The sequence below is a fragment of the Streptococcus sp. 27098_8_113 genome (assembly GCF_041432545.1).
In the GTDB taxonomy this organism is placed as follows: domain Bacteria; phylum Bacillota; class Bacilli; order Lactobacillales; family Streptococcaceae; genus Streptococcus.
Genome location: NZ_JAPVZU010000002.1, coordinates 1 through 25,676, shown reverse-complemented (window position 1 = coordinate 25,676; position 25,676 = coordinate 1). Strand labels below are relative to the sequence as shown.

Here is a 25,676-nt window from a genome sequence, read left to right as displayed (position 1 = left end):
TAAAATAATAAAAAATAGAATTGGTAAACCTATTCTATTTTTTATTTTGCTGGTATAGCAAAGAAATCCTTCGAAAGATACCCTTTGCCACCAACCATATCATATTCAATCAATTTCAAATCATCTGCAATTTCCTGAGCTGATGAATCAAGTGCTTTCTTGTCCACACTGGCTTTATGGAGAACCTCCGTCAATAAAGCGTAGTAAGGAGATACTTTCGAATTGGTCTGCTCAAGTAGCAAGGCTGAAAAATCACTAGAATTGACCAAAGGATAGTTCAACTTAGGTGTCTCATAATTGCTCCAGATAAAGTAATCGGTCAAATATTGATTTTCAGGATGATCCTTAAAAGCTGATTGAGGATACAAACCTGGCAAGTGATCACCATAAAAGACTACTGTTATCTTTTTATCAATTTTAGAAAGCTTATCTAAAAACTCTTTGGTCGCATTGTCTGTGTGGTAGAGCATCCTTACATAGCTGGATAAGGATTTATTTCCTGCCTCCGTGAAACCTGAGTAACTAGCAGACATGTAAATCGGATTAACTTCCGTCCAAGGCATGTGATTTTGCATCGTCATAACTGAGAAAAATTGACTTTGGTCTGTTTTTAGACGATCTAAGACTTGAGTATAGGTTGTTTTATCACTATAGTTTCCACCAATATGACCTCCCTCTAACCCTTGAGTTCCATAATGAATAAAGGTATCGTATCCCAAATCTTTGTAAATGATATTTCTGGAATAATTACTTGGTGAAGCTAAATGGATCACTGTACGATTTTGAGAAGAATAAGAATCACTGATTGCCGGAAGCTTATTCATCTTCGGTACAACTTCCGTATAAATGACTGAGACAGAAGGCGATAGGTTATAAAACGGTAAACCAGTCAGCGTTTGGAACTCCATATTCGCAGTTCCACCACCATAGCCATCTGATTGCATCAACCCACTGGTAGTCTTAGACATGATTTCCTGAATATTAGGAATCGGATTTTGTGACATAGATACACCAGAAATCCGTGCTGGATCAGAAAAGCTCTCACTAAGAACATAAATGACCGTCTGTTCTTCTATTTTCTGCTTACGTTCCTGATTGATAGAATCAGCTAGTGCCCCATATTTCTTTTCTAATTCTTGAATTCTCTCTTTAGAATATCCCGCTGGCTGAATCATAGGCTTATCAGATAATTGAGTAAACCAAACAAAAGAGACCGACCGCATTTGCGAATTAACTGTATTACCAAACCAAGTCAAATCATGGTAATTATTCAAAATGGACACAACTGGAATATTATCGGCAACTTTGCCATTCTCTTTCGAAGAGAATATCTGTAAAACACCTAAGAAAAAAACAATAGGAATAACCAGTGAAATAAGTTGAATTTTTACCATGGCGATTATTTTTCCAGGTAAAATTTTCCTACGGAAAAACCAATAGAAAAGACCAATAGCTACCACACTAGCAATCGCATAGATTCCATAATTACCGCCTAGAAAATCAAATAAGAGCTTCGGATCTTTTAGCCAGCTGATATCACTTGGCAAAATTGGCTCTTGTCGATATTGAAATTTCAAGCTGCTGGCAATTGTTGAACTGACACCTATCGTCAATATGATAATTGTGGGTAGAAAAATTTGATTAAAAGCAAGATAGATAAAAATAAATAGTGCAAAAAATACTGCTATCTGAAAGAGACTTGCCCCAGTAAATAAATGAAGTTCTAAAACAGAAACATCCGCTCGAATACTATTTTGGATAGTGTAGTTAAAGATAACAGAAAAAGCTGCGCTACTTAAGACTGCGACTGAAAGGCTTCCTTTATTTCTCGAAATATCTATCAAACCCTTTACCGCTAAAAAGCTAGGAATCAAAAATAAGAAAAAGAGTAAAATAATAAAACCAATTAACTTAAAAATCGAATCCTGAGAAATTTCAAAGCCGCTATCTGAAAGATAATTCATCAACAAACTCTGTTGCTGAAAAATAGCGGTCATCTTACTATCTGTTAGCGATAAGAGAAGAAAAGATTGGGACAAGAAAAGTATCTCTAGAAAACCAATATTAAATTCATCAACAGTTAGAAAGCTTTGGGAATGATATTTTTGCAGAGAAGAAAAGCGGTTTATGAGATAAGCAAATAAAAATATTAGCAACAAGTAAGATAAACCGTTAACTTCTACAAAGTGATTACTGAAAATATTCTCTGCTTTAAAATCAAAATCATTCACATGCTGCGTCACCGTCAGCAAATAAGAAAACAGGGTGTAGATTCCATAAACGAGAAAAGACCAGACTAATAATTTTCGATTTAGCAGTTGGGCAACAATCTGACCTACACCAAATAAAACCGCTATTAAAACGAGAAAAACCAAACCGAGGCTGGCATAATTATCTAAACCCTTATTTACTTGAAATAAGAATAACGTCGCAACAGCTATGGTATCCAAAACTAAAAAACTGATAAGCAAATAGGAAATCTGCTTATAATAATTGACTAAAAATTTCATTATTCTTTCTACAGAAACTATTATCTAACTTTTAAAAAGATTCGATAAATACCTTCTAACTTTTTTTGCTAGGCTCTTGTGAGCCAATTTTCCTTTCTGCTGGATTAATTGTTCTGCTTCTCTTTGTAAGTCTAATAGAGCAGGCAATGGGGTTCCAGACATGATTTTAAAATCATAGTCCTGTTCCCAAGCTAAATAAACTAACAAACTTTCTAAAACTTGAGGTTCAGTTTGAGCTGATAACTGGTAGTCGTTTTGAAAAAGTCTAATCAGAGCAGAAGGCTTAAACCAAAGAAAGCCGCCATACACCCTAGTAAAAACAGGATATTGTTCAAAATCAAAAGTTTTCTGGCAATGGAGCTCCTGCCAAATTGCAGCCATTTCTTTCCGATAAACTTCTTGTTCAAATAAGCCATATCTGACTAAACTTGGAAGATCTGGGATAACGAGACCAAGCTCAGCATCTTGTTCCAATGCTTTAATACTAGCATTGGCATTTTCAAACATCATATCCATCAGTTCTCTACGCATCGCATTATCAAGCTGAGGCACTCCATCTACTAAAATTGCAGTAGAAATATGCCCAACGAAAGCAAATTGCTGCAACAACTCACTCTGTTCAAGCATCGCCTTCATAGGCCTTTCTTCTTTTCCTAAAAGAACTTGATAGCGGTCTGATATAGTTTCTAGGAGCTGAACAAAGATTTCTTCGTCAGCTGTCGTCACCACAAATTGGTATTGTAGAGGAAGAACTTCCCATTTTTCTTTAAATTGCTCGAAGACTTGAAGGTCTGTCACATGAATATGAAGCGCTACCGGCTTTTCTGGCGAGTCATTCTTATCATCTTTTGCAAGCTGCTTATCCTGCAAAAGGCAGGGGACATCTGGACCAATATATCCAAATATATGCTCAGAAATTAAAGAAACAGGATAAGAGGTTCTCTCTTTGATTTCTTCCAGCAGATACCTCGCAGAAAAAGGATTGCCACTGATAGCTTTCACTTTCAAAAAGGGAACCTTTTTCTCAAGAATAGTAAAAGGCTTATAATAAGTAAAGTCTGGATGAATTAAATCCGCTACTTCTTCTAGACGAGTATCAAATAAAGCTTGATAGGTAAAGCCTGCCCCTGTAAAATATTGGGTAAATTTCGTCTCGTAGTGGTCAATCACATCTTGAACATCAGTAAAATCTTTTACTTTTGTCCAAAATTCTTGAAAAGAAATTGCCCTCAATATCTGCTGCTTAAAGGTAACAAAATAGCTCTGCAAATGCTCTTCAAAATACTTTGTTTTTCGAAAGTTGGTCATACCCCAAAAATCAACCTTAGTATCCGCCTCAAAACGCTTATAAATAGGCTCCAACCCCCAGAGTGGACCAAAACAAGTATCATTCATCAAAGTCAGAGAGTCGTAGTTTTTGAGCACTTCAAAACCTACGGCGCTCATTCCATCCCGCCAAGCTGCAAAATCATAGCCTTGATTGTCTCTTTCCAACACATCGCTTATCCCAAATTCGTCTTGTAACTTTTTCTTAGTTGCTTCTCCGATATGACTATTTGAAATAAAAAGGATTTTGGAAAACAGGGGCTTGAGCTGTTCTAATTGGTAGAAGACATGATTACTCACGCGCTTATATTTATTAAAATGAACATAGAGTAATATTCGTTCCATGAAAACACCTTATCATTTTATTGAGAGATTTCCCAGACCCCATTACGCTGAATCAATCCCGTTGATGAGTCTTTTGCAGAGATATCGTCATCTTCAATATCCCGTCGGCTGATAATAATGACCGGAGTATTCTTAGAATCTGCAAAGGCTAAAATCTGATTCTCTTCATCACGTACAGAAACCTGTAATTTCAATTTTGCATGATTGATTTGGGAAAGATGGCATTTGTATTTAAATGTCTTCTTGCCTGCTCCTTCTGTCAAATTATCCATTGAATTATCATTATACAGCCAAATCGTGCGGTCAATATCAGTCAGTGAAAAGGCTATGTAGGTTGGCATATCTTGATTGACTTGATAGCTAATCTCAAATTCAATTTCTTCAGTCGGTGCTATCTGAGGAGAGCTTAGTAGATGAACCTCTAAATCAGAAACTGCGACAGATTCCGTTTCAGCGACAAAATCTTCGTTCATGGCTTTTGTGTCAGTTGCATTGTCTAAACTGTATTGGTTAGCTACATCATCTGGATTTCCGACAACTTTGACTAAACCGCTTTCAATAAGAACAGCTTTATTACAATACTTTTTGACGGCATTCATATCGTGAGTTACTAAAATAGTTGTCTTTCCCGAATGCTTCCGTTCCATGAAATAATCATTACACTTGCGTTGAAAGGCTTCGTCCCCCACAGCCAGAACCTCATCCAAAATCAGAATGTCCCCTTGAGCCTTGATAGCAACTGAAAAGGCTAAACGAACCTGCATCCCGCTAGAATAATTTTTGAGTTTTTGATTCATAAACTCACCCAGCTCAGCAAATTCAACGATGTCGTCATACATAGCATCTACTTCTTCAGTTGAGAAGCCTAGCATGGCGCCATTCATATAGACATTTTCGCGGCCGGTCAGCTCTGGATTGAAGCCGACACCTAGCTCGATAAAGGAAACTAACTTACCATCAATGGTAACTGTTCCCTTTTCGGGAATATAAATCTCTGAAATGATTTTCAGAAGAGTTGATTTGCCAGAACCATTACGGCCAACAATTCCATAAAAATCTCCCTTTTCCACTTCAAAGGAAATATCCTTAAGAACGTTCTGCTCTTTGTAACCCTTGATACCTCGAAAACGGTTGACTAGGCTCGTTCTTAAACTTTGTGTTGACTCTGTTGGCAGTTTAAAAAACTTACTGACATGGTCAACTTTTACTGCAATATTATTTGACATTATAGAATCTCCGCAAATCTCTTAGCATTTTTATTAAAGATATAATATCCAAGCCCAAATATCACTACTGGCAATAAATAAGGAATCAGAGCAATCCAGTAATGATCCATCAAATCCCAGCCCCGAGTACTGCCTGAGAAAACGATAAAATGACGAAGATCTTGAATAATCTGAGCCATTGGATTAAGCATCATCAGCTTAGCGACCAAAACATGCCCACCCTTCAGAATAAAAGTCAGTGAATAAATGATTGGTGTTGCATACAAGCCTGCCTGTAGCACTACTTCCCAAATGGGCCCAATATCACGATATTTGACAAAAAGTGTCGCCAACATAAAGGCAAAACCAGCTGAAATCAAAACTAATTCCAGAAAAAGCGGGATAATAACTAGCCACCCTAGGGTGATTGATACGCCATTAATCAGAGCAAAAACAAAAACAACCAACAAATTGATCGCATAGTTAATCGCTGCACCAGTAATAGCTGAAAAAACGATAATTGATTTAGAAAAATTCAGTTTTCGTAGTAAGTCCCCTCGCGCAACAATGGACATCATGCCCATATTGGTCGCTTCCGAGAAAAAGTTCCACGTCACCATCCCTAGAAGAAGCGACACTGCATAATGAGGCGTTCCATCATCAAAACGCAGAAAACGAACGAAAACAAGATACATAATGGTAAAAAGCATTAGGGGTTTTAAAATCGACCACAAATGCCCAATGAAACTGCCTTGATAGCGTAATTTAAAATCTGTTTTAACCAGTTCCCTCAATAGAATCCAATTTTTTTGGCTAAAATAATCTAGCATGCATATTACTCCTTATAAGCAAATTTTGTGAGAATGAGCGTCGTGAAAACCAAAGTATGAAAGGCACGATTTTTTCTGTAGCCATACTTTCGAATCCGTCGCAGTCGCTCTGCAAAAGGGGCCTCCATGATTGTCACAAAATGTTCAACAATTTCTCTATTTTCAGTTGTCAGAGGCTGGCTGAGAAGGTTGCGAGCTTGAGTCTGACTGTCTTTTATCAATTTCCAATATTTAACAAATAGACGGCTAGGATGAATCCAGTTCTTCATCCGCTTGCGTAAGGTTCGGGCTCCTAATACATTATTGGAATGTTGGCGGTAAAGTTCTCCTGGCTGATCTAGATAAACGAGTTGCCCAAAGGCCGAAGCCAACAAGCCCAGATACCAATCGTGCATAAGCAGTTCATGCTCCTCCTGCCCTGTCCACAAATCAGCCAGAGCGCGGTTGATCATCGAAACACCACCTGTCACTGTATTTTCCGTTAGTTCCTGAATCAATTTTGTATTAGCATGATCAGACTGCGTTCGAATCATACTTTCATGAACAACGTTTAGCTCCTGATCCACCACTTTTAAATCCATATAAACCAACAAAGGTACGGAAGCATCATAGTTTTCTGCTGCCGCCAACTGAATTGCCAACTTATCTGGCAACCATACATCATCCTGATCACTAAAAAAGTAAACATCCGAATCCTGATATTTAAGCAGGCTATAAAAACTCTTAATGACACCCAAATTTTGAGCTTCTTCCGGATTGATAAAGAAGATCCGGTCGTCCTGTTGGCAAAAATCCTCAATAATCGCTCGCGTCCCATCACTAGAGCCATCATCTCGAATCAAGAGCTGCCAATCCCTATAGGTTTGGGCTTGAATACTTTCAATCTGTTCTGCCAGAAACTGCTCACCATTATAGGTAGACAGAAGAATAGTCACTTTCATGATAAAAATAGCTCCTCGTATTCACCTACAATTTTTTCCCAGGTGTAGTTTTCTTTCATATTTTCTTTGGCTGCCTGACCTAGCTCAGAAAAATCAAGTTGGCCATCCACTTTGTCAATCAGCTGGGCCAACTGCCCCTCTTCTTTTTGCCAATACAAAGCTGTCTCTTGAGCTACTTGATGATTGAAATCCACATCCAAAACCAAATTGGCATCAGTCTGAGCCAGAGCTTCCAAGAGTCCAGGATTAGTTCCACCGACTTCGTGGCCATGCAAGTAGGCAAAGGCTTGATTGCGGATATATTTGAGCAGTTCCTGATCATAAACAGTCCCGACAAACTTAATCCGAGAGTCCTTGTCAAAACCCGTTTTCTGCTTTAACTCTTCAAAATAAGAATTCCCTTCATGATTGCAGATAATCAGCAAGTCACGTTGGGTTTTGGATTTCATAAATTCCCGAATGATGGTCTCGTAGTTATTTTCTGGCACAAAACGTCCAACAATCAAATAATATTCCTTTTCTCTGCTCTGCCATTTCTCAAAAAAATCATGCACGCGAGCATCCTGAGAGTCAAGAGACGATAGCTGGAGATCTGTCCCATAAGCAATGAAAGCTGTCTTAGACCAAGGATAGGACTGTTTTATATAACTTTCAATGCCTTGGTTGTCCGCAATGACCAGATCAGCATGCTTGGTCATCACCTTCTCGGAATATTTAAGATAGGCTTGAACTGGCTTAGGCCACTTGGCTCGCTTCCATTCCAGACCATCCGGATTGATAAAAAAAGTCCCGCCTGCTTTATGAATTTTATGCGCAAAAGGTGCCACAAAGGCTCCAATCGTATTACCTAAAATATAAAAAATTGGGCGCTCAATCTGCTGCTCTTGCACTAGCTTTAAGGAATAATTGATGGCCATCATATCATAGGCAATCACCCGAGCCGGCCCCAACTTAGGAACCTTAACGGTGAAGCAATCCACTCCCTTGTAATCAAAATGATGAAAAGCTTCATCATCCGACAAACAAGCTACATGATACTGGATTTTGGAAGAAACCTTATTTTCTACTAATTTTTCAACAAAGGTTTCAAATCCGCCATATTTAGCAGGAAGTCCGCGACTCCCGATGATGAAGACATGTCTCATGCTTTTCCTCTATTCAAAGATTTACAATCTAGTCTATTATATCATTTTCTTGGTGATTTGTATTGTAAAGAAAGAAACAGTAAATGTCATTTCTTTTTACCATTTACTGTCTCTTAATAATATTCACTATTTTATAATTCTTCTTATAATTTTTTTAAATAGGTGGGTAATTTTTCTTTCAGATACTTTTTTGAATTCAAATAGACTATTAAAATAATACAATATTTTCTTATTTCTCACATTATCCTCTGTTATTGCACTTAGCAACTCAGCATAGTTGTTTTCTATTCGATAAACATTTTGAATCCTCTCTCTTTGTTTTACAACAAAGTCTTTTTGCTGTGAGAAGTTTCTTATAGAATCTTGCAAAATACCCGTTAACTGTTCAATATTTCCTAATTGGTAAATAGTACCGACTTCAAATAAATTGTAGGCTGTCATATATCCTTGATTATCTGATATAATCGTTGGAATCCCATTTAAAATAGCCTCTATGTATACTAAACCAAAAGTTTCAATTTTGGAAGTAAAAACACAGATATCTTCTGATGTTAACTCTTCCCAAGGATTATCTTTGTGCCCCAAAAAGAAAATATTGGTTAATCGGTTCTCTTGGATATAATCATCACATTTCTTTTTATAAGTTTCATCCCAACCACCAATAAATACAAGCTCATAATCCGAAGCATTTTCTAAATTTTGATAAGCTTGAATCAGTTCAATCTGATTTTTATTATCATTTACTCGACCAACAGAAACAAATCTTTTCTTGCTTCCTTGTTTTAGTTTTATTGATACGACTTCATTATGCGAAATAAACGATTTAATTTCACGCTGAGGCAAGAGAAAAGATAGCGATTTTTGAAGGTTTCCTGTAACAGTGAATATCTCATCTGCTAAAGAGTCTATAACACCAATTTTCTCTTTATAATAACTAAATTCTCCCTCAGGAAATTCATGAATCAGCCAGAAATGCGGAATATCCTCACAAGCTGCTGCTACCGCTCCTTGAAACATATTAACTGTATTTGTAATGACCAAGTCAATATGGCTATCTACTATTATCTTTCTCAGCGCAGCAATATTTTCTTGGTAAGAATTTACCCTCTCTTCATGAGTTCCAGGAAGACCACCTGGTGCATCCTCCCACCACCATTTAACTGATGGCAAAGCAATGGTCCTAATTCCTTCTTTTGCAAGAGTAGAAATATAGTCTTGCTGGGCTTGGACATGATAATCTGGTATCGCATTGATAACGTGATAGCCATCTTGAACCAAATACTTCATCAGATGGAAAATAGAAATCTCTGCCCCATTATCCAAGGTTCCAGTCGGCGAAATGAATAAAATATTTTTCTTCATAGCTTATCCTTACCAATTCCAATAGAATGGAATCATTAAATAGATTGAAATTAAAAAGTTAGCTGACAAAGTGCCTATAAGCAAGTTTTTAACTGTCCGCTCCTGAATCTCTAGCTTGCCCATATTCGCAAGAAGGGGTAAGAAGAGAATTAGGAAAGGCGTAAAATAGCGGCCCTGAGTTCCAACGGATATCTGAGCACCTTTTCCTAAAACAATTGGAGTCCACTCTAGGTACATGATAGTGACAACAGCAATGACCTGCAAAAGGAAAAGATACGCAGAGACAGTTGCATAGGACTTCGTCATAAAATCCTTCTCAGACTGCAAGAAAATGATAGTCAGTACCGCTACATCAAGAAAGATTAGCCACAGGGGCAACTGAATGGTGAAATTACCCAAAAATCCAAAGAGACCAATAGTCAATATGGTATTGAGGTCACCGTTCATGCGCTGTTTAAACAAAGTGTTGAGCAGAACCCTACTGTAGTGGAAAATCCCTCCTTGATGGCGGACAACCAGATGCAAGGCTAATAAAACTGCGACAAGAGCCAAACTGTAAAAAACATAACGATGACGACCGATAAATGCCTTGGTCGCAAGAAAAGGCTTGTTCAAAACAGCTAAGAATCCTTCCATTTCAAAATCAATGAAAGGCAACAAGCCCAATAACAGAACATTGTTTAATTTGGTTGCAAAGAGTCCAACAGATATAATCAAAAGCTGGATAAAATTCTTATTGGTAAATTTCTTGCTGGAAGCAATATTAGTGAAAAAACCAATGACTAGCATAAGCTCCAAGTAGTTCATTACATCGTAGGAGAGAGAAGCTGCCTGCTGAACCATAATCGGCAGAAGTGAAATGAAAAAGAGAGCCTTCTTGCCGTACTTAAAATACTTAATCAGGAAGTAAACACCCAAAATATAGGCTAGGCCGTTAAAAAATCGCCCCATCATGATAATAACTCCCACCGATGGATAGATAAACGATCCCAAGGTCATGCCAATTAGCTGCGGTAAAAAGGACAGAGTTTTGAGATTAATCCCCAAAGTAGACTCTTCCTGAGATAAATCCAATTTCTCCGTGAAAAGCTTCTTGTACTCTGTTGGAGAAACATGCGGTTCCGCAGAGATATTTTCCATCCACTTGTAGGTTTTCTCTGTCGGTTTATGGAAAATTTCCCAAGTCATGCGGGCGTGATTCATCTCATCTGGAACACGGTTGATCGGTTGAACCACCATAAATGTCATGACAAAGACCGTCGCCAAGACCAAAAAGATATTTTCTATTTTCATCGTCTTACTTCTTTTCAAAATCATTCACCATTTCATCTTTACTATCTAAACTGCAGTTTTCAAGAACAAAATCATAGGCATTTTCTGCTAATTCCTGACGTAGGTCAGACGAAAGAATCAAACGCTCTAACTTTTCTTTCCACTCCCCGTCTTTAGCTAAAAGTCCAGTCTCCCAATCTTTAACCATATCATAGAAGGCTCCAATATGACTAGCAACTGTAGGAACTTTTACTAAGGCAGCCTCCATCCATTTGATTTCAGACTTAGCCCGATTAAAGACCGAGTCAACTAGCGGTGCTAGATTGATATCCACCTGACTGATCAGCTGAGGTAAATCCTTCCAGTCAACATAGTCATGTACAACAATCTGCTGTTGATACGGCTTCATGTCCTCTGGAATATCCAAATGTCCGACGATATGAAGCTCCACATTCTTGTAGACTTCAAGCAAGGATTGGATGGCTGGTTTTATCAATTCAAAATTTTCATTGTGGCTGATAGAACCTGAAAAATAGCCAATCTTGACTTTTGAATCTTGCTGACTATAATCTTTGATAAAGTGAGAACTGATTTCAATCAAGTCACTGGAAGCTCGATTTCTGTTCAGCAATACCTTATCTTTATATTTGAGCAGCTCTTCCTTCAATTGGAAAGTCGAAGTAATCGCTCCATCACAGGCAGCTAACATCTTGCCATAATTTTTGACACCAGCATCATAGTTGCCCTTGTCCTTTTCTGATAAGCCTTGAGTATAGCTTAGCTGATCTGTATAAACTGTATCAAAAACCAAATCATCAATGTCAAAATAAACTGGTTTTTTATCTCTTTTAGCTGTATCGCACAAGAATTGAAGTTGATAAGACCATGGAGCCCGATAGATGATAATATGACTTGCATTTCGAGCCTGAGAAATATCAAATTCTGATACATTTACTACTTTGACCATGAAGCCGTTTTTTCGCAACTGTTCTGCTTTGTTCAGCACTCGGTAACGTGTACATTGAGGAATGATGTTTTCAACCCCATCTATAATCAAGATATATTGTTCTCTGGAGATTGATTTGAATTTTTGTACAATATTTTCTAATATTTCAACTGGATAATCTGTTTCCATTTGTACATAATTGAGCAAATCAGGTATTTCTGTTCGTCTTTCCAGTCCCTGCCAACGAAATTGTTGCGCATTATAATTTTGTAATGATGTGTATTTAACCAAAGGACTACCAGCCCTGAGCATTCTCAAAGGATGAATATACATAGCACTGTCTTTGTTTTCAGACACCAAAGCATCATATCGATAACCTAAATCTGCAAAATACTTAGTAAAAGTTGTTTCGTGTTTCCCAATAGCCTTATCGCGTGAATCCGTATCGGTTAGGTTATTCCAATAGTCGAAAAATTCCTCTGACCGAAGCAATAAAGGCTCAATGACAAGAAAATAAGACTGCAGATGTTCTGGAATATAGCCATATTGATTGAAATTTGTAGCATCTTCCTGCACTTCACCAAAGGAAATCCCCCAGAAATCGAGATTTCTATCTTCCATTGTTTGGAAGACTTCATTCAAATCTCTCATTGGACCAATATTCGTATCATTGACTAACAGAAGCTGAGAAGAAGTTTGCAGCTTTTCCTTACCAATGGTTAAAATACCTTCCCTAAATGCCGCAGCATCATAACCTGTATTATCTCTTACCAGAACTTGCCCATATTGTTCCAAGACAGATAAATCCTCTGGTTGCAATCCTCCATTTACCACAATCAACGTTTCATCTACCAAAGCAGCTAATTTCTCTAAAAATAGAACCTTGTAGCGCTGAAGATTCTCTTCTGCCTCAAAAATGACGTAGATTAGGCACTTCTTGCCAGTCACTTGTTGAAATTGCTTTCGCTGAGAATTCCGTAAAACTCGATAATAATAGGTTTTTGGCGATTTGATATTTCTTTTTATGGTAATGCACTGACGCTTCATTTGAGATAGGACAGTTCGGATATTCCGCGGATTTTTGACAATCTGCCCTACCTGCTTAATTGGAGTGACGATAGCATTCCCAACACGATATGAGAGTGAGTTACGTAATTCTTCAATGTCATCCTGATATTGATAAATCAGTTTACTATCGTACTCCCAATTCTCTCTCAAATCTTGGACATAGTCAGATACCTGCTTCATATGCTGAATCAAATCATCCAGTCTGCCATCTAAAGTATAAATATTCGCTGACAAAGCTTGATAAATCTCATCAGGCAACTGTTTTACATACTTATGCAGGATTTTCAGATAGATTTCGTAATGGTAACGAGTAGAATCTCGTTTAGAGATAGATTCCTTGTCAAAGACCCGATAATTCAGCTTTGTATTTGCATCATAAACAGGTTTCGCACCTTGATTGATAATTAAGTTTAAAAGAAAATCATAGTCTTCCAATTTTTCACGATTCAGCGCTTCATCATAATAAATACCATCAGCAATTGAGCGTCGAATGAGAGAACAGTTGGAGATAAAATTCTCCGTTAAGAAAGCTACCTTGTCAAAGGGCCGCGATTTAAGGTAAACTTCTTTTTTATCAGGATCATACAGATCCCCATAGACAATATCTGCCTTCTCTTGCAGCATGGTTGTATAGAAGCTCTCAACGTAGTCAACATCTAGGAAATCATCACTATCCACAAAAATAAAATAAGTTCCTTGAATTTGCTGCAAAGCCTTGTTTCTTGTCTTGACGACCCCCATATTTTCATGGCTTTCAAACCTCGTCGGGAAAGGGGAATCTACCAAAGTTTCTTGGATAATCTGGGCGGACTTGTCTGTGGACCCATCATCCAATACCAACAACTCAATATTTTTATATGTTTGTTCAAAAATACTGCGCAAACACTGTTCAATGTAGTCTTGATGGTTGTAACATGTTACAACAACAGATATTAAATCTTTCATATAACTTCCTTGTAAATAACTATATTAATTTGAGTTGGCATCTTGACTCTTCATATATGCTTTGTTTATTAGATTAGCAACCCACTTAGGCCAGAAAAGCTGATACATGAACAAGTCCTCTTTGGTCCGAGTATTATCTGAAATGGTCTTGGTTGTTTCAGACTCTCCATGAATCCGGTGGCACATAAGCTTCTCAGAAATATAAGCAAAGCGACCCTTATAGGCGCTAATCTTGTACCAAGCATACCAATCCAGACTCACGCGCATTTCCTCATCAAATCGAAAATCTCTTAATAACTCTAGGTTGTAAGTCACCGCTGGACAGGAAATGGGATTGCCAAAAGCCAACACCCGATTTCTCCAAAAACGACTGGCCGGAATCAGATTCAAGGTTTTAAGCATGAGAGTCTTAATTTTCAGATTGGTATTAGCCGGAATTTTGACTCCATTTTTCTCTTCAAAATAGTCTGTATAGGCAATGAGAATATCCTTCGACTGCTCTATCTTCTGCATCACTGCTTCTAGATAAGTTGGCTCATAGTAGTCATCCTGATGAGCAATGGTAGCATAAGAAGTCTCAACAAAGGTAAGGGCATTATTCCAGTCCTTACCAATACCACCGCCTTCTTTCGTGTAAAAAGGAATACCGTACTTCTGGCACAGCTGCTTGATTGAATCCAACGGTGTCGAGCTATAGCAGATAATCTTTGATGACAAAGTTTGAGCTTGCAAAGACAGGATACAAGCTTCTAAAAATTCACTTTCGCCATAGGCACAAATCACCCAGGTATGATTATTTTTCATCTTTTTCACTCTCTAACTTGGACATTCTTTGCTTCATGATGGACAGTTCTTGCACCAACTGCTTGATTTGCTCCTTTTGCTTGGAAATGGAAATAGTATGTAAAAAAACAATAATCAATAGGAAAAAGATAGCCAAAGACATCACAAAGTTTGATGTCAGCTCAAAGCCCAACAATTTGGCAATAGAAACTGGAATCCGATCAAAAACAGAGATAATAATCAGCACGAAGCCAATAACAATCCACATAAAGGCTTGCTCAAATAAAATATTGTTTTGATTGATATTCCGAAAGACAAAATACAAGAATAAAACTGACGCCACCAGCATGACAATAGACAAAATGGACATTATTCACTCTCTTTCATAAAAGCAGCAATCAAGATCGAAGAGCAAACTTCAATCATATAGCGAATGGACTTAATCGGAGTAATCGAAGAGACTCCTCCTGCACGTTCAAACATATTGGCTGGTGCTTCCACCACTTTATATTTCCGCTTCAAGATATGGACGATCGATTCTGGCTCAGGATACTTGATAGGATAGCGCGCAGCGAATTGTCGAATTATGTCTCGATTGGCCAAACGATAGCCTGAGGTGGTATCCAGAATCCTTTTGCCTGTTGTTAATTTAATAAAGGCTGAGATAATAGTAATGCCAAAACGTCGCATAAAAGTCGTCTGAAATTCCGAAGACTTGTCACCGATAAAACGAGAACCAATAACCAAATCCGCCTGCTGACGACGAATAGGCTCCAGCAAAGCATCCAGCGACTCAATATCATGTTGACCATCTCCATCAAACTGTACGGCCACATCATAATTATTCTCAAGAGCATACTTATAGCCCGTCTGAACAGCTCCGCCAATCCCTAAATTCATAACCAAATGAATAGCATTCAGATGATGGCTGTCCAAAATCTCCTTAGTTCTATCAACTGACCCATCATTGATAACTACGTAGTCTAAGTCAAAATCAACTTTCTTCCGATATTCTACAATGCTCATAACCGTATTTAAAATACTTTCTTCCTCATTATAAGCCGGAATTATCATTAAAACTTTCAATTATCTTTCTTCCCTTTACAATAAATTTTAGCAAATAGTGGAACTAACCTTAACTTCTCTAAGCTCAAAAAAACAATAAGTGAAATTTTAGTCTGAAATCTTTCGCCCTGAACCTTCTTAGACAAGGGAGAGATCGTACTGATGAGTTTATTCTCTTTTAACCATTCCTTAATCCTAATATACTGATGAATAAACTCCTGATTGGATGAGGTTCTCCCAGAAAAAAGCAAATACCAAACATAATATCTTTTCAAGTAATATACTTCTAGCTCAGATGGCTTACCCAACTCTAATATTTTTGAAAAAAGAACTAAAATATCAATTTTAGGAGAGAAACCTCTCTGAGAAGTGTTAGAAATACTCTGACTATTGTAATACCAATTATATCCTTTATAATCTAACAAACCTATTTTGTCTGTTGCCTTATAGGCAGCTAGGTTAAAAATGATATCTTCTCCTATACCATAGTCAAAAAATTCTAAATTATTCGTTTTCAAGAACTCCGTTCGGTAAATTTTGGCCCAAGGAGCCATTATAATATACTTGGACCATTCTGACTGCTGTATATCCTGGCTAAAGATAATTTGGTTATCCTGATTGACACGTTTGTATCCACCAATAACCAAGTCTAGATTTTTCTCATGGATAGCCTGATAAAAAGTTTCAATGTAATCACTATCAACAAAATCATCATTATCCATGAACATAGTATATTCTCCCTCAGCTAGAAGAATCCCTTTATTTCTAGTTACTGCAACTCCTTCATTTTGTTTATCAATTACTCTTATAAAACCATACTTTGATTCATATTCTTTTAGAATCTTTAAAGAATTATCTTTCGAACCATCGTTCAGAAGAATAATTTCAAAATCCTTAAATGATTGATTCAAAAGAGAATCTACACAGCGTTTAATCCCGTCTTGTGCATTATAAACTGGAATAATGACTGAAATAGCTGGTTTAGACATATTTTTCCTTTCATAACTAATCCACTCTATTTATAAAACTTCAATAAAACAGGAAATAGTTTTATTGAAAATTTTATCCCCAATAAATTGGCCAATAGACCTGTTAATTTAAATACTCGGTTCTCTATATACTTTGCATAATGGAGCAAATACTTATACTGATAAAGCAACTCTTTAATTTTAAAATTATCAATGGATTGATTTACATAAGGTAATATTGAAATATATGAGATTGCAAAATAGATATTTAAAGCTTTTTGAATTTCAACTGAATAGTTTTTCAAGTCAGAAAGTCCCATCCTGATTCCTTCAAGAGTATCTTGAACATTTTTTTCTTTCACGACATTAGTCAAACTTCCTTTGCGGTTCTGTCTATACATGTATTGAGTACTATTAAGAATTGAAAATTTCTTTGTCATTTTTAAGATCCGAGAACAATATAAACTATCCTCAGATACCATTCCCTCTGGAAATTTCAAGCCGTTTTGAAATAATTTTTTCGATACACACTTATTCCAATTTGGACCATTAAATATTCCAAAGCAAGTAGCTTTTAAAATATTTTCCTCAAACATAGATATAGGGAAATCTAAAATTCTATCATCATAAAAATAACTGTAGCCAAAAACGATAACATCATCAATGCATTCTGTAGTTATTTCATCAAGTTGATTCAAAAAGTGTTGATCACTCCAAAAGTCATCACCATCTAAAAACAATAAGTACTCTCCCCGAGCAGACTCAATACCTGTATTTCTTGCTTTTGAAGCTCCACCATTTTTTTGATTTAACACCCTTACTTTATTGGTATTCTCCGCAGACAATTTATCAGCGACTATTGCAGTAGTGTCAGTTGAACCATCATTTATGATTAAAATTTCATAATCTTTAAATTCTTGAATTAAGACACTTTTAACACATTTTTCTAAATAATCCGCTACATTATAGGCAGGTATAATAATTGAAAATTTCATAAGTTTCTTATTTTTTCCTTCTCAAAAAAGTATATGGATTCGTCATAAAATAAATAATTAGCGAGACACTCAACCAAGCAATCATAGAGATAAGGAAAGACAAAGAGGCTCCAAAAATTCCGTATTGGGATACCAGTGGCTCAGCTGTAAGAATGGATACAAGATATCCCGCTAAGAATGAAATGACTAAATAATGATGTTTTCTAAAAACAGTTAAAATATTATCACATACTGTAGAAAACGTACTAGCAATGCCGCCTAGCAACAATATAAAGAAACTCATTTGATATTGATTCAGCTTGGTTCCATAAACAATATTTAAAACAGGTATGGCAGCAAGAGCTCCAACAATAGAAATTAATATACTTGTTCCCCATAAAATCTTAAATAGATTATTTTTATACGTAATAAAATGAGAAATTTTATTCTCTTCCTTGAAAATTGCTAGTTGTGTAATCATTGGACGTAAAAAAACAATCATTAGATTCATTGCAAAAATTGGAGTGAATAAAATACTAAAGTCTCTCTGTACTCCCGCTTCAATCAATCCCCTATTAAAAATATCGTTTAATGCATACTTAGGTTGGTTATAGATCGAAACTAATAGAAAAGCATTTATAAATAAAGGTAAGCAGTCCTTTAAAATACTATAAATATCTTTGAATTTTACTGTAGAGATATTAATACGATGAAACAACTTAGATTTTGGAAAATCAAAAAAAAGAACTACAATGAAAGAGGTGAGTGTTTGAAAAACAATAGATAAAAGAAGATTTTTAGAAAATAATAACAGAACAGCGAATGTTATTGTTGAAATTATATTTCTAAAAAATAATGATTGGCCAGCTAAATCCAATCGTTCTTTCTGCTGGAATAATCCTTGAAATACATCCGAAAGCGCCTCACTAACTCTAAAAAAGGAGACCAAAAATATAATCCAAAAATTTTCATAAGTCGAAGGATTTAAAATTAAATAGCCTAACAAAATTAGTATCATTAAAATATTAGTTAGAAATCTAGTAGTCAAATATGCATCAAAAGAATATTTTTCTTTAATATCCGTTGCTTGAAAATCTCGGACTTGAAACCCTGCAACAATAACTAGCAAATTTGCAATTGCGTAAGCAAAGCTATAAAGATCAGCTGATTCACTAGATAAGGTGCGAGTAACTATAAACAATAAAATAACAGATACAGCTGCTGAAGATAAACTCCCGAGCATATTCCAAAAGAAAATTTTTGGCAATGATCGTACTTTCAATTTGATAGAACTCTCTTTCAATGTAAATAAAACTATACCCAATTATACCATAAATTCCCCTTAAAAAAAGCAACCGCAAGGTTGCTCAATGTTTAATTTCTCACTTCCTGCTTGTAAAACTCTTTCAAAGCATCCTGCCAAGTTGGAATAACAAAGCCTGTAGCCTTGGCCTTGGCCAGACTCATAGTTGAGTTGAAAGGTCGCTTAGCCTTAGCTGGGAATTTGCTGGAATCAACTGGCTGGACTTCCACATCCGTATCTTTGAGAATTTCCACTGCAAAGTCATACCACGTCGTGTCCTCAGCCGCATCATTAGACAGATGGTAATAACCAAATTCCTTTTGATTTTCAGCCAGATAAGTCATAAACTCAGCCAGCGTACGAGTCCAAGTCGGACGGCCATGCTGGTCGTTGACTACAGTCAGAGTTTTATGTGTCTTAGCAAGATTTTGCATGGTAAAGACAAAGTTTTTACCGTAGTTACCAAAGACCCAGGCTGTACGGATAATGTAGAAACGGCTGGAATATTTCTCAACCAGCTCCTCACCCATGCGCTTGGTACGGCCATACTCAGTCTGTGGATCTGGCCGATCGTCTACTTCCCATTCCTCTCCGACAGGCTTTTGTCCGTCAAAGACATAATCTGTTGAAATGTAGACCATGGTTGCTCCGTGTGCTTCTGCAGCTTTTGCCACATTTTCGGTCCCGGTCACATTGATGGCATAGTCCAGCTCTTTTCCTTCGTCCTCAGCCGCATCAACTGCAGTATAGGCCGCGCAGTGATAGACCAAGCTTGGCTTGACTTCCGCAAAGACCTTGTCAACCATTTGGGCATTGGTAATATCCATTTCTGCTACATCAACAGCCACATACTCCTCATTGCGCTCATCCAAAAGATAGCGAAGCTCTGTACCTAGCTGTCCATTCGCACCTGTAATTAAAATCATTTGTTCTTCCTTTCAGATCATAAAAATTCGATGAATTTATTATACCAAAAAAAGCAGAAAAAATCTGCTTAATCGAATCATTATCGGAAAATCTATCCGGTAGGAGCACAAAAGAATAGTTTCTTATTCCTTTTGATACTCCGTATATAAGTAATACAACAATCTGCAAGTAATAATGAATAGACTTATCATCAGAGGCAAAAAGGTTCGAGTGCTTGAAGCGTAGAGAGTCGGAGATAATGAAATGACCATGCGGCCAATAAAGCCAATTACAAACAAATAGGTCAGCCATATCTTTTCTTTACAGTCAGAGACTACAAGCCATAAAGCGTAAAGAATCATTAATAGCAGCAAGCCATAAAAAGCTACCGCGCTCATATACGTGATATTAAAAGAAAATGTCCCTGATTCTCTGGCTACTTTACTGATACCTGTTAAGGTACCAAAAATAGTATTCCAGCCCATTTTTTGTGAAAAAATATTGAGTATAACAAAACCGCTCAGAGCTAAGGCTGTTACATTTTTCTTATGAAGAGCATAAACAAAGAGCACAAGCAAGAAGACCATCACAAAGGCAAAGGACGTGGAAAGCAGATTATCCCCTGTCTCCAGAAAGCCCAGCCCAAGCTTTTGGAAGATATTCAAGTTCGGAAAGTTGGGGAACCAACTGACAATGTTCTTTTCCAAACGCAGAGCATTCCCCGGAGACAGCTTGGCTGATAAGATTCCTAAAGCGCTTAGTGCCAAATAACATAGATTACCCAGTAAAGGTTTTTTATCTTTCTTCGCAAGGACAGTTTCAAACAGAAGCCATAAAAAAGCATAGACTGCTAATTGTTCCTGCATGATAGCAACTAAAAAGCACAAAAGGCTAGCTATATTAATCCAAATATTTTTAGATTCTCTGAAAAAAAGTGCAAAAAGCAACAAGGAAGCAGGGAAAATGTAATTGACATAGGTTGGAATAGAACCCGCACTTAAAAATTCAGTTGCCGGAAGGAATATAAAAATAAGTAAAGCTGGCAGCCAAGGTAAGGAAGGAGTCAGCTTCCTTAAAGCATAGACCAAAAGCAACGTTGCCAGAAAGGCTGCTGCTATAAATAGCTTTTCGTGAACAGAAAATAGTAAGGTGGCTGATTCAATGAGTAATCTACTGCTCCAAGTGAAATAACGATCAATCCCAAAGAATAAATAATTGTAATGAAATTCCTTAGCATATTCTAAAAATGCTGTTTGGTCTCCTACTGGGGTGATTTTATTATTGATGTAAAACTGTATCGCATAAATAAACGAAGTTAAGCACAAGACAATATTAATTTTTTTATTTTCCACAATCTCTCCTCAGCTAAATAAGAGTCATTTAAGCCCTAAAAACTCTCTCAAAGACTCACTTACTCTTCTCCTTAATCACATAAACAGGGCGTTTCTTTGTTTCCATGAAGATTTTGCCGATGTACTTGCCCAATATACCGATGGTCAACAGCTGGAAGCCTCCGATAAGGAGAATGACAGTCATAAGGGACGGCCAACCCGATGTCGGATCACCAAAAACCAAGGTACGGATAATAATTACTGCCATCAGGATAAAGGCTAAAATCCAGGACAGGATGCCCCCTAAAAAGGCGATGTTGAGAGGCGCATCAGAGAAATTGACGATGCCTTCTAAAGAATAGTTAAATAGAGACCAGAAATTCCAAGAGGTCTTGCCAGCCACTCGTTCAACATTTTTGTATTCCAAGTACTCAGTATTGAAGCCAACCCAGGCAAAAATTCCCTTGGAGAAGCGATTGTACTCTGAAACCTCCAGAATGGCTGCTACCATCTGACGGCGCATCAGGCGGAAGTCACGCGCACCATCTACCATCTCAACCTGACTAATCTTGTTAATCAGCTTGTAGAACAAATTAGCAAAAAAGCTTCTGATTGGCGGCTCTCCCTCGCGAGTAGTGCGACGGGTACCCACACAGTCCAGCTCAGGATTCGAGTCCAGCATGGCCTTCATCTCAATCAGGAGCTCAGGCGGATCCTGCAAATCCACATCCATGACCGTCACAAATTCCCCACTTGCCTCTTGCAAACCAGCATAGAGGGCTGCTTCTTTTCCGAAATTACGAGAAAAGGACAGATAGTGCACATCTGGACAGCGACTACTGAGCTCACGTAAAACAGTCAAGGTCCGATCAGTCGATCCGTCATTGACAAAAATATATTCAAACTGGTCACGGATTTGATATTTCACCGCTTCCATAGCTTTATGAAACAAAGGAATAGACTCTTCTTCATTGAAGCACGGAACAATCACTGAAATTGTCACTTTGATTACCTGCTATTTTTTAATATCTCTCATTATAACAAAAAACTAGGCGAAAACCTAGTTTCAATCTTATTTGCGTGGTCTAGAGGCCTTGAAAATTAAATAGATTCCAAGGCGATTCTCAAATCCTCAATCAAGTCATCCACATTTTCCAAGCCGATAGAAAGACGGATTTGATTTGGTGTAATGCCTGCTGCTAGCTGAGCCTCTGGAGACATCTGTCCGTGAGTCGTCGTAGCTGGATGGACAACCAGAGACTTAGCATCTGCTACATTGGCCAAGTCAGAGAAAATCTCCAGGCTGTCAATAACCTTACGAGCTTCTTTCTCCCCACCTTTGACATTAAAGGTGAAGATAGAGCCCACGCCTTTAGGGAAATATTTTTCTGCCAAAGCATGATAAGGACTGTCAGCAAGCTTGGGATAATTGATCTGCTCAACCTTAGGATGTCCTGCTAGGAAATCTACAACCTTCTCGGCATTGGATACATGGCGCTCTACTCGCAAAGAGAGAGTTTCTAACCCCTGCAAGAAGAGAAAGGCATTGAAGGGGGACATGGCAGCGCCCGTATCACGCAAGAGCTGGGTCCGGACAGCAGTGACAAAAGCTGCCGCTCCAACATCGCGCGTATAGCTGATATCGTGGTAGCTTGGATCTGGGTCCACAAACTGCGGAAACTTGCCAGAAGCTTCCCAGTCGAAACGACCACTATCCACAATCACACCTCCGATGCTGGTTCCGTGACCGCCAATAAACTTGGTCGCAGAATGAACCGCAATGTCCACACCATGAGAAAAGACATTGATCAGATAAGGCGTAGCAAAGGTATTGTCGGAAATCAACGGAATCCTGTGAGCATGAACCAACTCTGCCAAAGCATCAAAGTCAGGAATATTAATCAGAGGATTGCCCAAGCTTTCAATCAGAACCAGCTTGGTATTATCCTGAATGGCTGCTTCTACTTCAGCCAGATTTTCAATATCGACAAAAGTCGTGGTAATGCCATAGCGAGGCAGGGTTTCCTTGAGCAGATTAAAGGTGCCACCGTAGATGGTAGAGGCTGCCACTACATGGTCGCCAGCATGAGCCAAGGCCAGAATAGTGTAGGTCAGAGCCGCCATACCTGAGGCTGTCGCTAGAGCTCCGACTCCACCCTCCAAAGCCGCAATCCGCTCCTCAAAAGCTGACAGGGTCGGATTGGTAATCCGAGTGTAGATATTGCCAGGCTTACGTAGGGCAAAGAGATCTTCTCCCTCCTGAGTATCATCAAACACATAGGAAGTTGTCTGGTAAATAGGCAGAGCCCGCGACTTAGTTGTCGGGTCAACTGTCTGTCCGGCATGAAGCTGCAGAGTTTCAAATTTGAATTCACGTGTCATAAAGTCACCTCACTATAGTTATGTGATAAGTCTACCATTAAACGCCCCGCTTGACCAATAGAATTTCTTTATCAAAAGAAATAAAGAGAAGCTATATCTTATAGCTTCTCAGTTATAATCTCAAAAGTCGCTTGATTGCTGGGCCAGTACAACTGCGACGAAACTTTGTCTAAAGCTACCCACTGAGCTCCTATATGCTCATCAGAAATCTGGATCTCCTTTTGTTCTGTCAGAACTAGAAAGAGATTTTTGTGGATGGTCAGATTGTCATCAATCTTTACCGTAAAATCTCCAAGACTCGTCAGGTTTGAACAAGCTAAGAGCAAGCCGGTCTCTTCTTTTATTTCACGAAGGCAGGCTTCTTCTGGGCTCTCACCACCCTCAATCCCACCAGTAATGGGCTGCCAAAAGGAAACATTCTCATTCTCCACTTTCAAGAGCAAGATTTCTCGCTCCTCTGGATGATAGATCCAGGCTTCAATCGACTGTCTCATCATGATTTTTTCTCAATCGGTGCTATGCTGGCCAGCACTTTCTTCAGACCGACTTCTGGGAAATTAATCTTGAGCTCTTGACTGTTTCCGCTGCCAGAGACTGCCAGAACTGTCCCATCGCCCCATTTCTTATGGTGAGCAATATCCCCGATAGCCCAAGCAACTTCTGGCTTAGATGGCTGGCTCTGACTGCTCTTTCCAAAAGGCAGACTACCTGTAGAAATGGAGCTGGGAGCCGCCTGACGCTTCCGCTCCTGCAGAGCTTGAGCCAGACTCATACCCTGACCGAATTTGCTAGTATCGCTATTGGTATAACTAACCTTAAAGGAGCTATTTGCCGGTTGAGCCAGCCCCTGATAGTTCAGCAAGTCTGAACTGATTTCTCTCAAAAATCGGGTCGGCTGATTGTAGTTAGTTCGGCCATAAAGCAGGCGGGAATTGGCATTGGTCAGATAGAGAATCTTCTCTGCTCGGGTAATGCCGACATAGGCCAGACGCCGCTCTTCTTCTAGCTCATCCTCATCTTCAGAGGCTCGGCTCAGAGGGAAGACATTTTCCTCCATTCCAACCAGAAAGACGACTGGAAATTCCAATCCCTTGGCTGCGTGAAGGGTCATCAGAGTCACTTCAGAACTCTCCTGATCTCCGTCATCCGTATCCGCGATCAAGGCTAGGTCATTGAGAAAACGGCTGAGCTTATCAAGGCCAGTCTCATCAGCAGGATTGTCTGGATTTTCATCAAATTTCTTGGTCACGGACAGGAATTCCTCGATATTTTCAATCCGAGCTTGGCTTTCCAAGGTTGCTTGAGCTGCCAAAGCGGCTGAGTAACCTGTTTTTTTCAGAACAAGCTCAATTAGTTCAGTCACGCTATAGTCATCCAAACGATCCCGCAAGTCGAGTATCAGATTGGCAAACTCATAAACTGCCTGAGCCGCCTTACCCTTGACTGGCGAAAGCATGATATTGGCTGACGCATCCAGCAAGGAGATTTCCTGACTGGACGCAAAATCCCGAATTTTCTCTACCGTTCCTGGTCCGACACCACGCTTAGGCTCATTGACCACGCGCTCATAACTGATATTATCGCTAGGATTGGCGATGAGGTTGAGATAAGCGATAATATCACGGATTTCCTTACGGCTGTAGAATTTGGTTCCGCCGACCATAGTATAAGGAATATTGGACTTGAGGAGGGCTTCTTCCACCGTCCGTGACTGGGCATTGGTCCTGTAAAGAACTGCAAAATCCTTATGACTGTATCCTTCTCGGCTCAGCTGATCAATAGTCCTAGCGACAAAGAGAGCTTCGTCCTGTTCGTCATTAGCCCGATAGTAGACAATTTCCTCACCGTCTTCGTTTTGAGTCCAGAGATTTTTAGGACGGCGGTTGCGGTTGTTTCGGATGACTCCATTAGCCGCCTGAAGGATGGTTTTAGTCGAGCGATAGTTTTCCTCTAATAGAACTACCTTAGCTTCTGGATAATCCTTTTCAAAGTCCAAGATATTCTGCATATCCGCTCCCCGCCAGCCATAGATAGACTGGTCAGCATCTCCGACCACGCAGATATTCTTA

At 38.5% G+C, this 25,676-nt stretch carries 21 protein-coding genes; all 21 read right to left on the bottom strand.

Features of this window, described 5'->3' with window-relative positions:
- Positions 1-41: 41 nt before the first annotated feature.
- Positions 42-2,510: an LTA synthase family protein gene (locus O3644_RS01435; protein WP_371594881.1), complete on the bottom strand. Its 2,469-nt coding sequence runs from the start codon at positions 2,508-2,510 to the stop codon at positions 42-44.
- A gap of 24 nt (positions 2,511-2,534) precedes the next feature.
- The gene (locus O3644_RS01430) at positions 2,535-4,181 is read right to left on the bottom strand and encodes a rhamnan synthesis F family protein (RefSeq protein WP_371594880.1); all 1,647 of its coding nucleotides are present in this window, start codon (positions 4,179-4,181) and stop codon (positions 2,535-2,537) included.
- A gap of 17 nt (positions 4,182-4,198) precedes the next feature.
- The gene (locus O3644_RS01425; protein ID WP_371594879.1) at positions 4,199-5,407 is read right to left on the bottom strand and encodes an ABC transporter ATP-binding protein; all 1,209 of its coding nucleotides are present in this window, start codon (positions 5,405-5,407) and stop codon (positions 4,199-4,201) included.
- On the bottom strand, positions 5,407-6,216 hold the full coding sequence (locus O3644_RS01420) for an ABC transporter permease (RefSeq protein ID WP_048765188.1): 810 nt from the start codon (positions 6,214-6,216) through the stop codon (positions 5,407-5,409). The genes O3644_RS01425 and O3644_RS01420 overlap by 1 nt, the downstream gene beginning before the upstream one ends.
- Positions 6,217-6,221: 5 nt before the next feature.
- Positions 6,222-7,157, bottom strand: coding sequence for a glycosyltransferase family 2 protein (locus tag O3644_RS01415; protein WP_048765191.1), 936 nt, complete (start codon positions 7,155-7,157; stop codon positions 6,222-6,224).
- Positions 7,154-8,302, bottom strand: a complete 1,149-nt coding sequence (gene cps2T / locus O3644_RS01410) for a beta 1-4 rhamnosyltransferase Cps2T (protein ID WP_048765193.1) — start codon at positions 8,300-8,302, stop codon at positions 7,154-7,156. The genes O3644_RS01415 and cps2T overlap by 4 nt, the downstream gene beginning before the upstream one ends.
- Positions 8,303-8,428: 126 nt before the next feature.
- Positions 8,429-9,664, bottom strand: coding sequence for a glycosyltransferase family 4 protein (locus tag O3644_RS01405; RefSeq protein ID WP_048765197.1), 1,236 nt, complete (start codon positions 9,662-9,664; stop codon positions 8,429-8,431).
- Positions 9,665-9,673: 9 nt separating this feature from the next.
- Positions 9,674-10,975 (bottom strand): DUF2142 domain-containing protein, encoded by a 1,302-nt coding sequence (locus tag O3644_RS01400; RefSeq protein ID WP_048765233.1) that lies wholly within the window; start codon positions 10,973-10,975, stop codon positions 9,674-9,676.
- The gene (locus O3644_RS01395; protein ID WP_048765200.1) at positions 10,962-13,895 is read right to left on the bottom strand and encodes a rhamnan synthesis F family protein; all 2,934 of its coding nucleotides are present in this window, start codon (positions 13,893-13,895) and stop codon (positions 10,962-10,964) included. Before O3644_RS01395 ends, O3644_RS01400 begins: the two co-directional genes overlap by 14 nt.
- A gap of 24 nt (positions 13,896-13,919) precedes the next feature.
- Complete coding sequence (locus O3644_RS01390; RefSeq protein WP_268731005.1) at positions 13,920-14,699, bottom strand: glycosyltransferase family 2 protein; 780 nt, start codon at positions 14,697-14,699, stop codon at positions 13,920-13,922.
- On the bottom strand, positions 14,689-15,048 hold the full coding sequence (locus O3644_RS01385) for a DUF2304 domain-containing protein (protein ID WP_268731004.1): 360 nt from the start codon (positions 15,046-15,048) through the stop codon (positions 14,689-14,691). The genes O3644_RS01390 and O3644_RS01385 overlap by 11 nt, the downstream gene beginning before the upstream one ends.
- Positions 15,048-15,764, bottom strand: a complete 717-nt coding sequence (locus tag O3644_RS01380; protein WP_268731003.1) for a glycosyltransferase family 2 protein — start codon at positions 15,762-15,764, stop codon at positions 15,048-15,050. The genes O3644_RS01385 and O3644_RS01380 overlap by 1 nt, the downstream gene beginning before the upstream one ends.
- On the bottom strand, positions 15,761-16,732 hold the full coding sequence (locus O3644_RS01375; protein WP_371594878.1) for a glycosyltransferase family 2 protein: 972 nt from the start codon (positions 16,730-16,732) through the stop codon (positions 15,761-15,763). The genes O3644_RS01380 and O3644_RS01375 overlap by 4 nt, the downstream gene beginning before the upstream one ends.
- Before the next feature lie 26 nt (positions 16,733-16,758).
- A complete protein-coding gene (locus tag O3644_RS01370; protein WP_268731001.1) occupies positions 16,759-17,706 on the bottom strand; it encodes a glycosyltransferase family A protein in 948 nt (315 codons plus the stop codon).
- A 7-nt stretch (positions 17,707-17,713) separates the two neighbouring features.
- On the bottom strand, positions 17,714-18,988 hold the full coding sequence (locus O3644_RS01365) for a lipopolysaccharide biosynthesis protein (protein WP_313963403.1): 1,275 nt from the start codon (positions 18,986-18,988) through the stop codon (positions 17,714-17,716).
- A 71-nt stretch (positions 18,989-19,059) separates the two neighbouring features.
- Positions 19,060-19,914, bottom strand: coding sequence for a dTDP-4-dehydrorhamnose reductase (gene rfbD, locus O3644_RS01360; protein ID WP_268731000.1), 855 nt, complete (start codon positions 19,912-19,914; stop codon positions 19,060-19,062).
- 123 nt (positions 19,915-20,037) lie between these two features.
- Positions 20,038-21,246: a beta-carotene 15,15'-monooxygenase gene (locus O3644_RS01355; RefSeq protein ID WP_268730999.1), complete on the bottom strand. Its 1,209-nt coding sequence runs from the start codon at positions 21,244-21,246 to the stop codon at positions 20,038-20,040.
- 55 nt (positions 21,247-21,301) lie between these two features.
- A complete protein-coding gene (locus tag O3644_RS01350) occupies positions 21,302-22,228 on the bottom strand; it encodes a glycosyltransferase family 2 protein (RefSeq protein WP_268730998.1) in 927 nt (308 codons plus the stop codon).
- A 98-nt stretch (positions 22,229-22,326) separates the two neighbouring features.
- Positions 22,327-23,607: an O-acetylhomoserine aminocarboxypropyltransferase/cysteine synthase family protein gene (locus tag O3644_RS01345; protein ID WP_371594877.1), complete on the bottom strand. Its 1,281-nt coding sequence runs from the start codon at positions 23,605-23,607 to the stop codon at positions 22,327-22,329.
- Positions 23,608-23,705: 98 nt separating this feature from the next.
- On the bottom strand, positions 23,706-24,104 hold the full coding sequence (locus O3644_RS01340; protein ID WP_371594876.1) for an NUDIX pyrophosphatase: 399 nt from the start codon (positions 24,102-24,104) through the stop codon (positions 23,706-23,708).
- Positions 24,101-25,676: 3'-5' exonuclease (locus tag O3644_RS01335; protein ID WP_371594875.1), on the bottom strand; the 1,576-nt coding region annotated here is incomplete at its 5' end. The genes O3644_RS01335 and O3644_RS01340, both read right to left, overlap by 4 nt.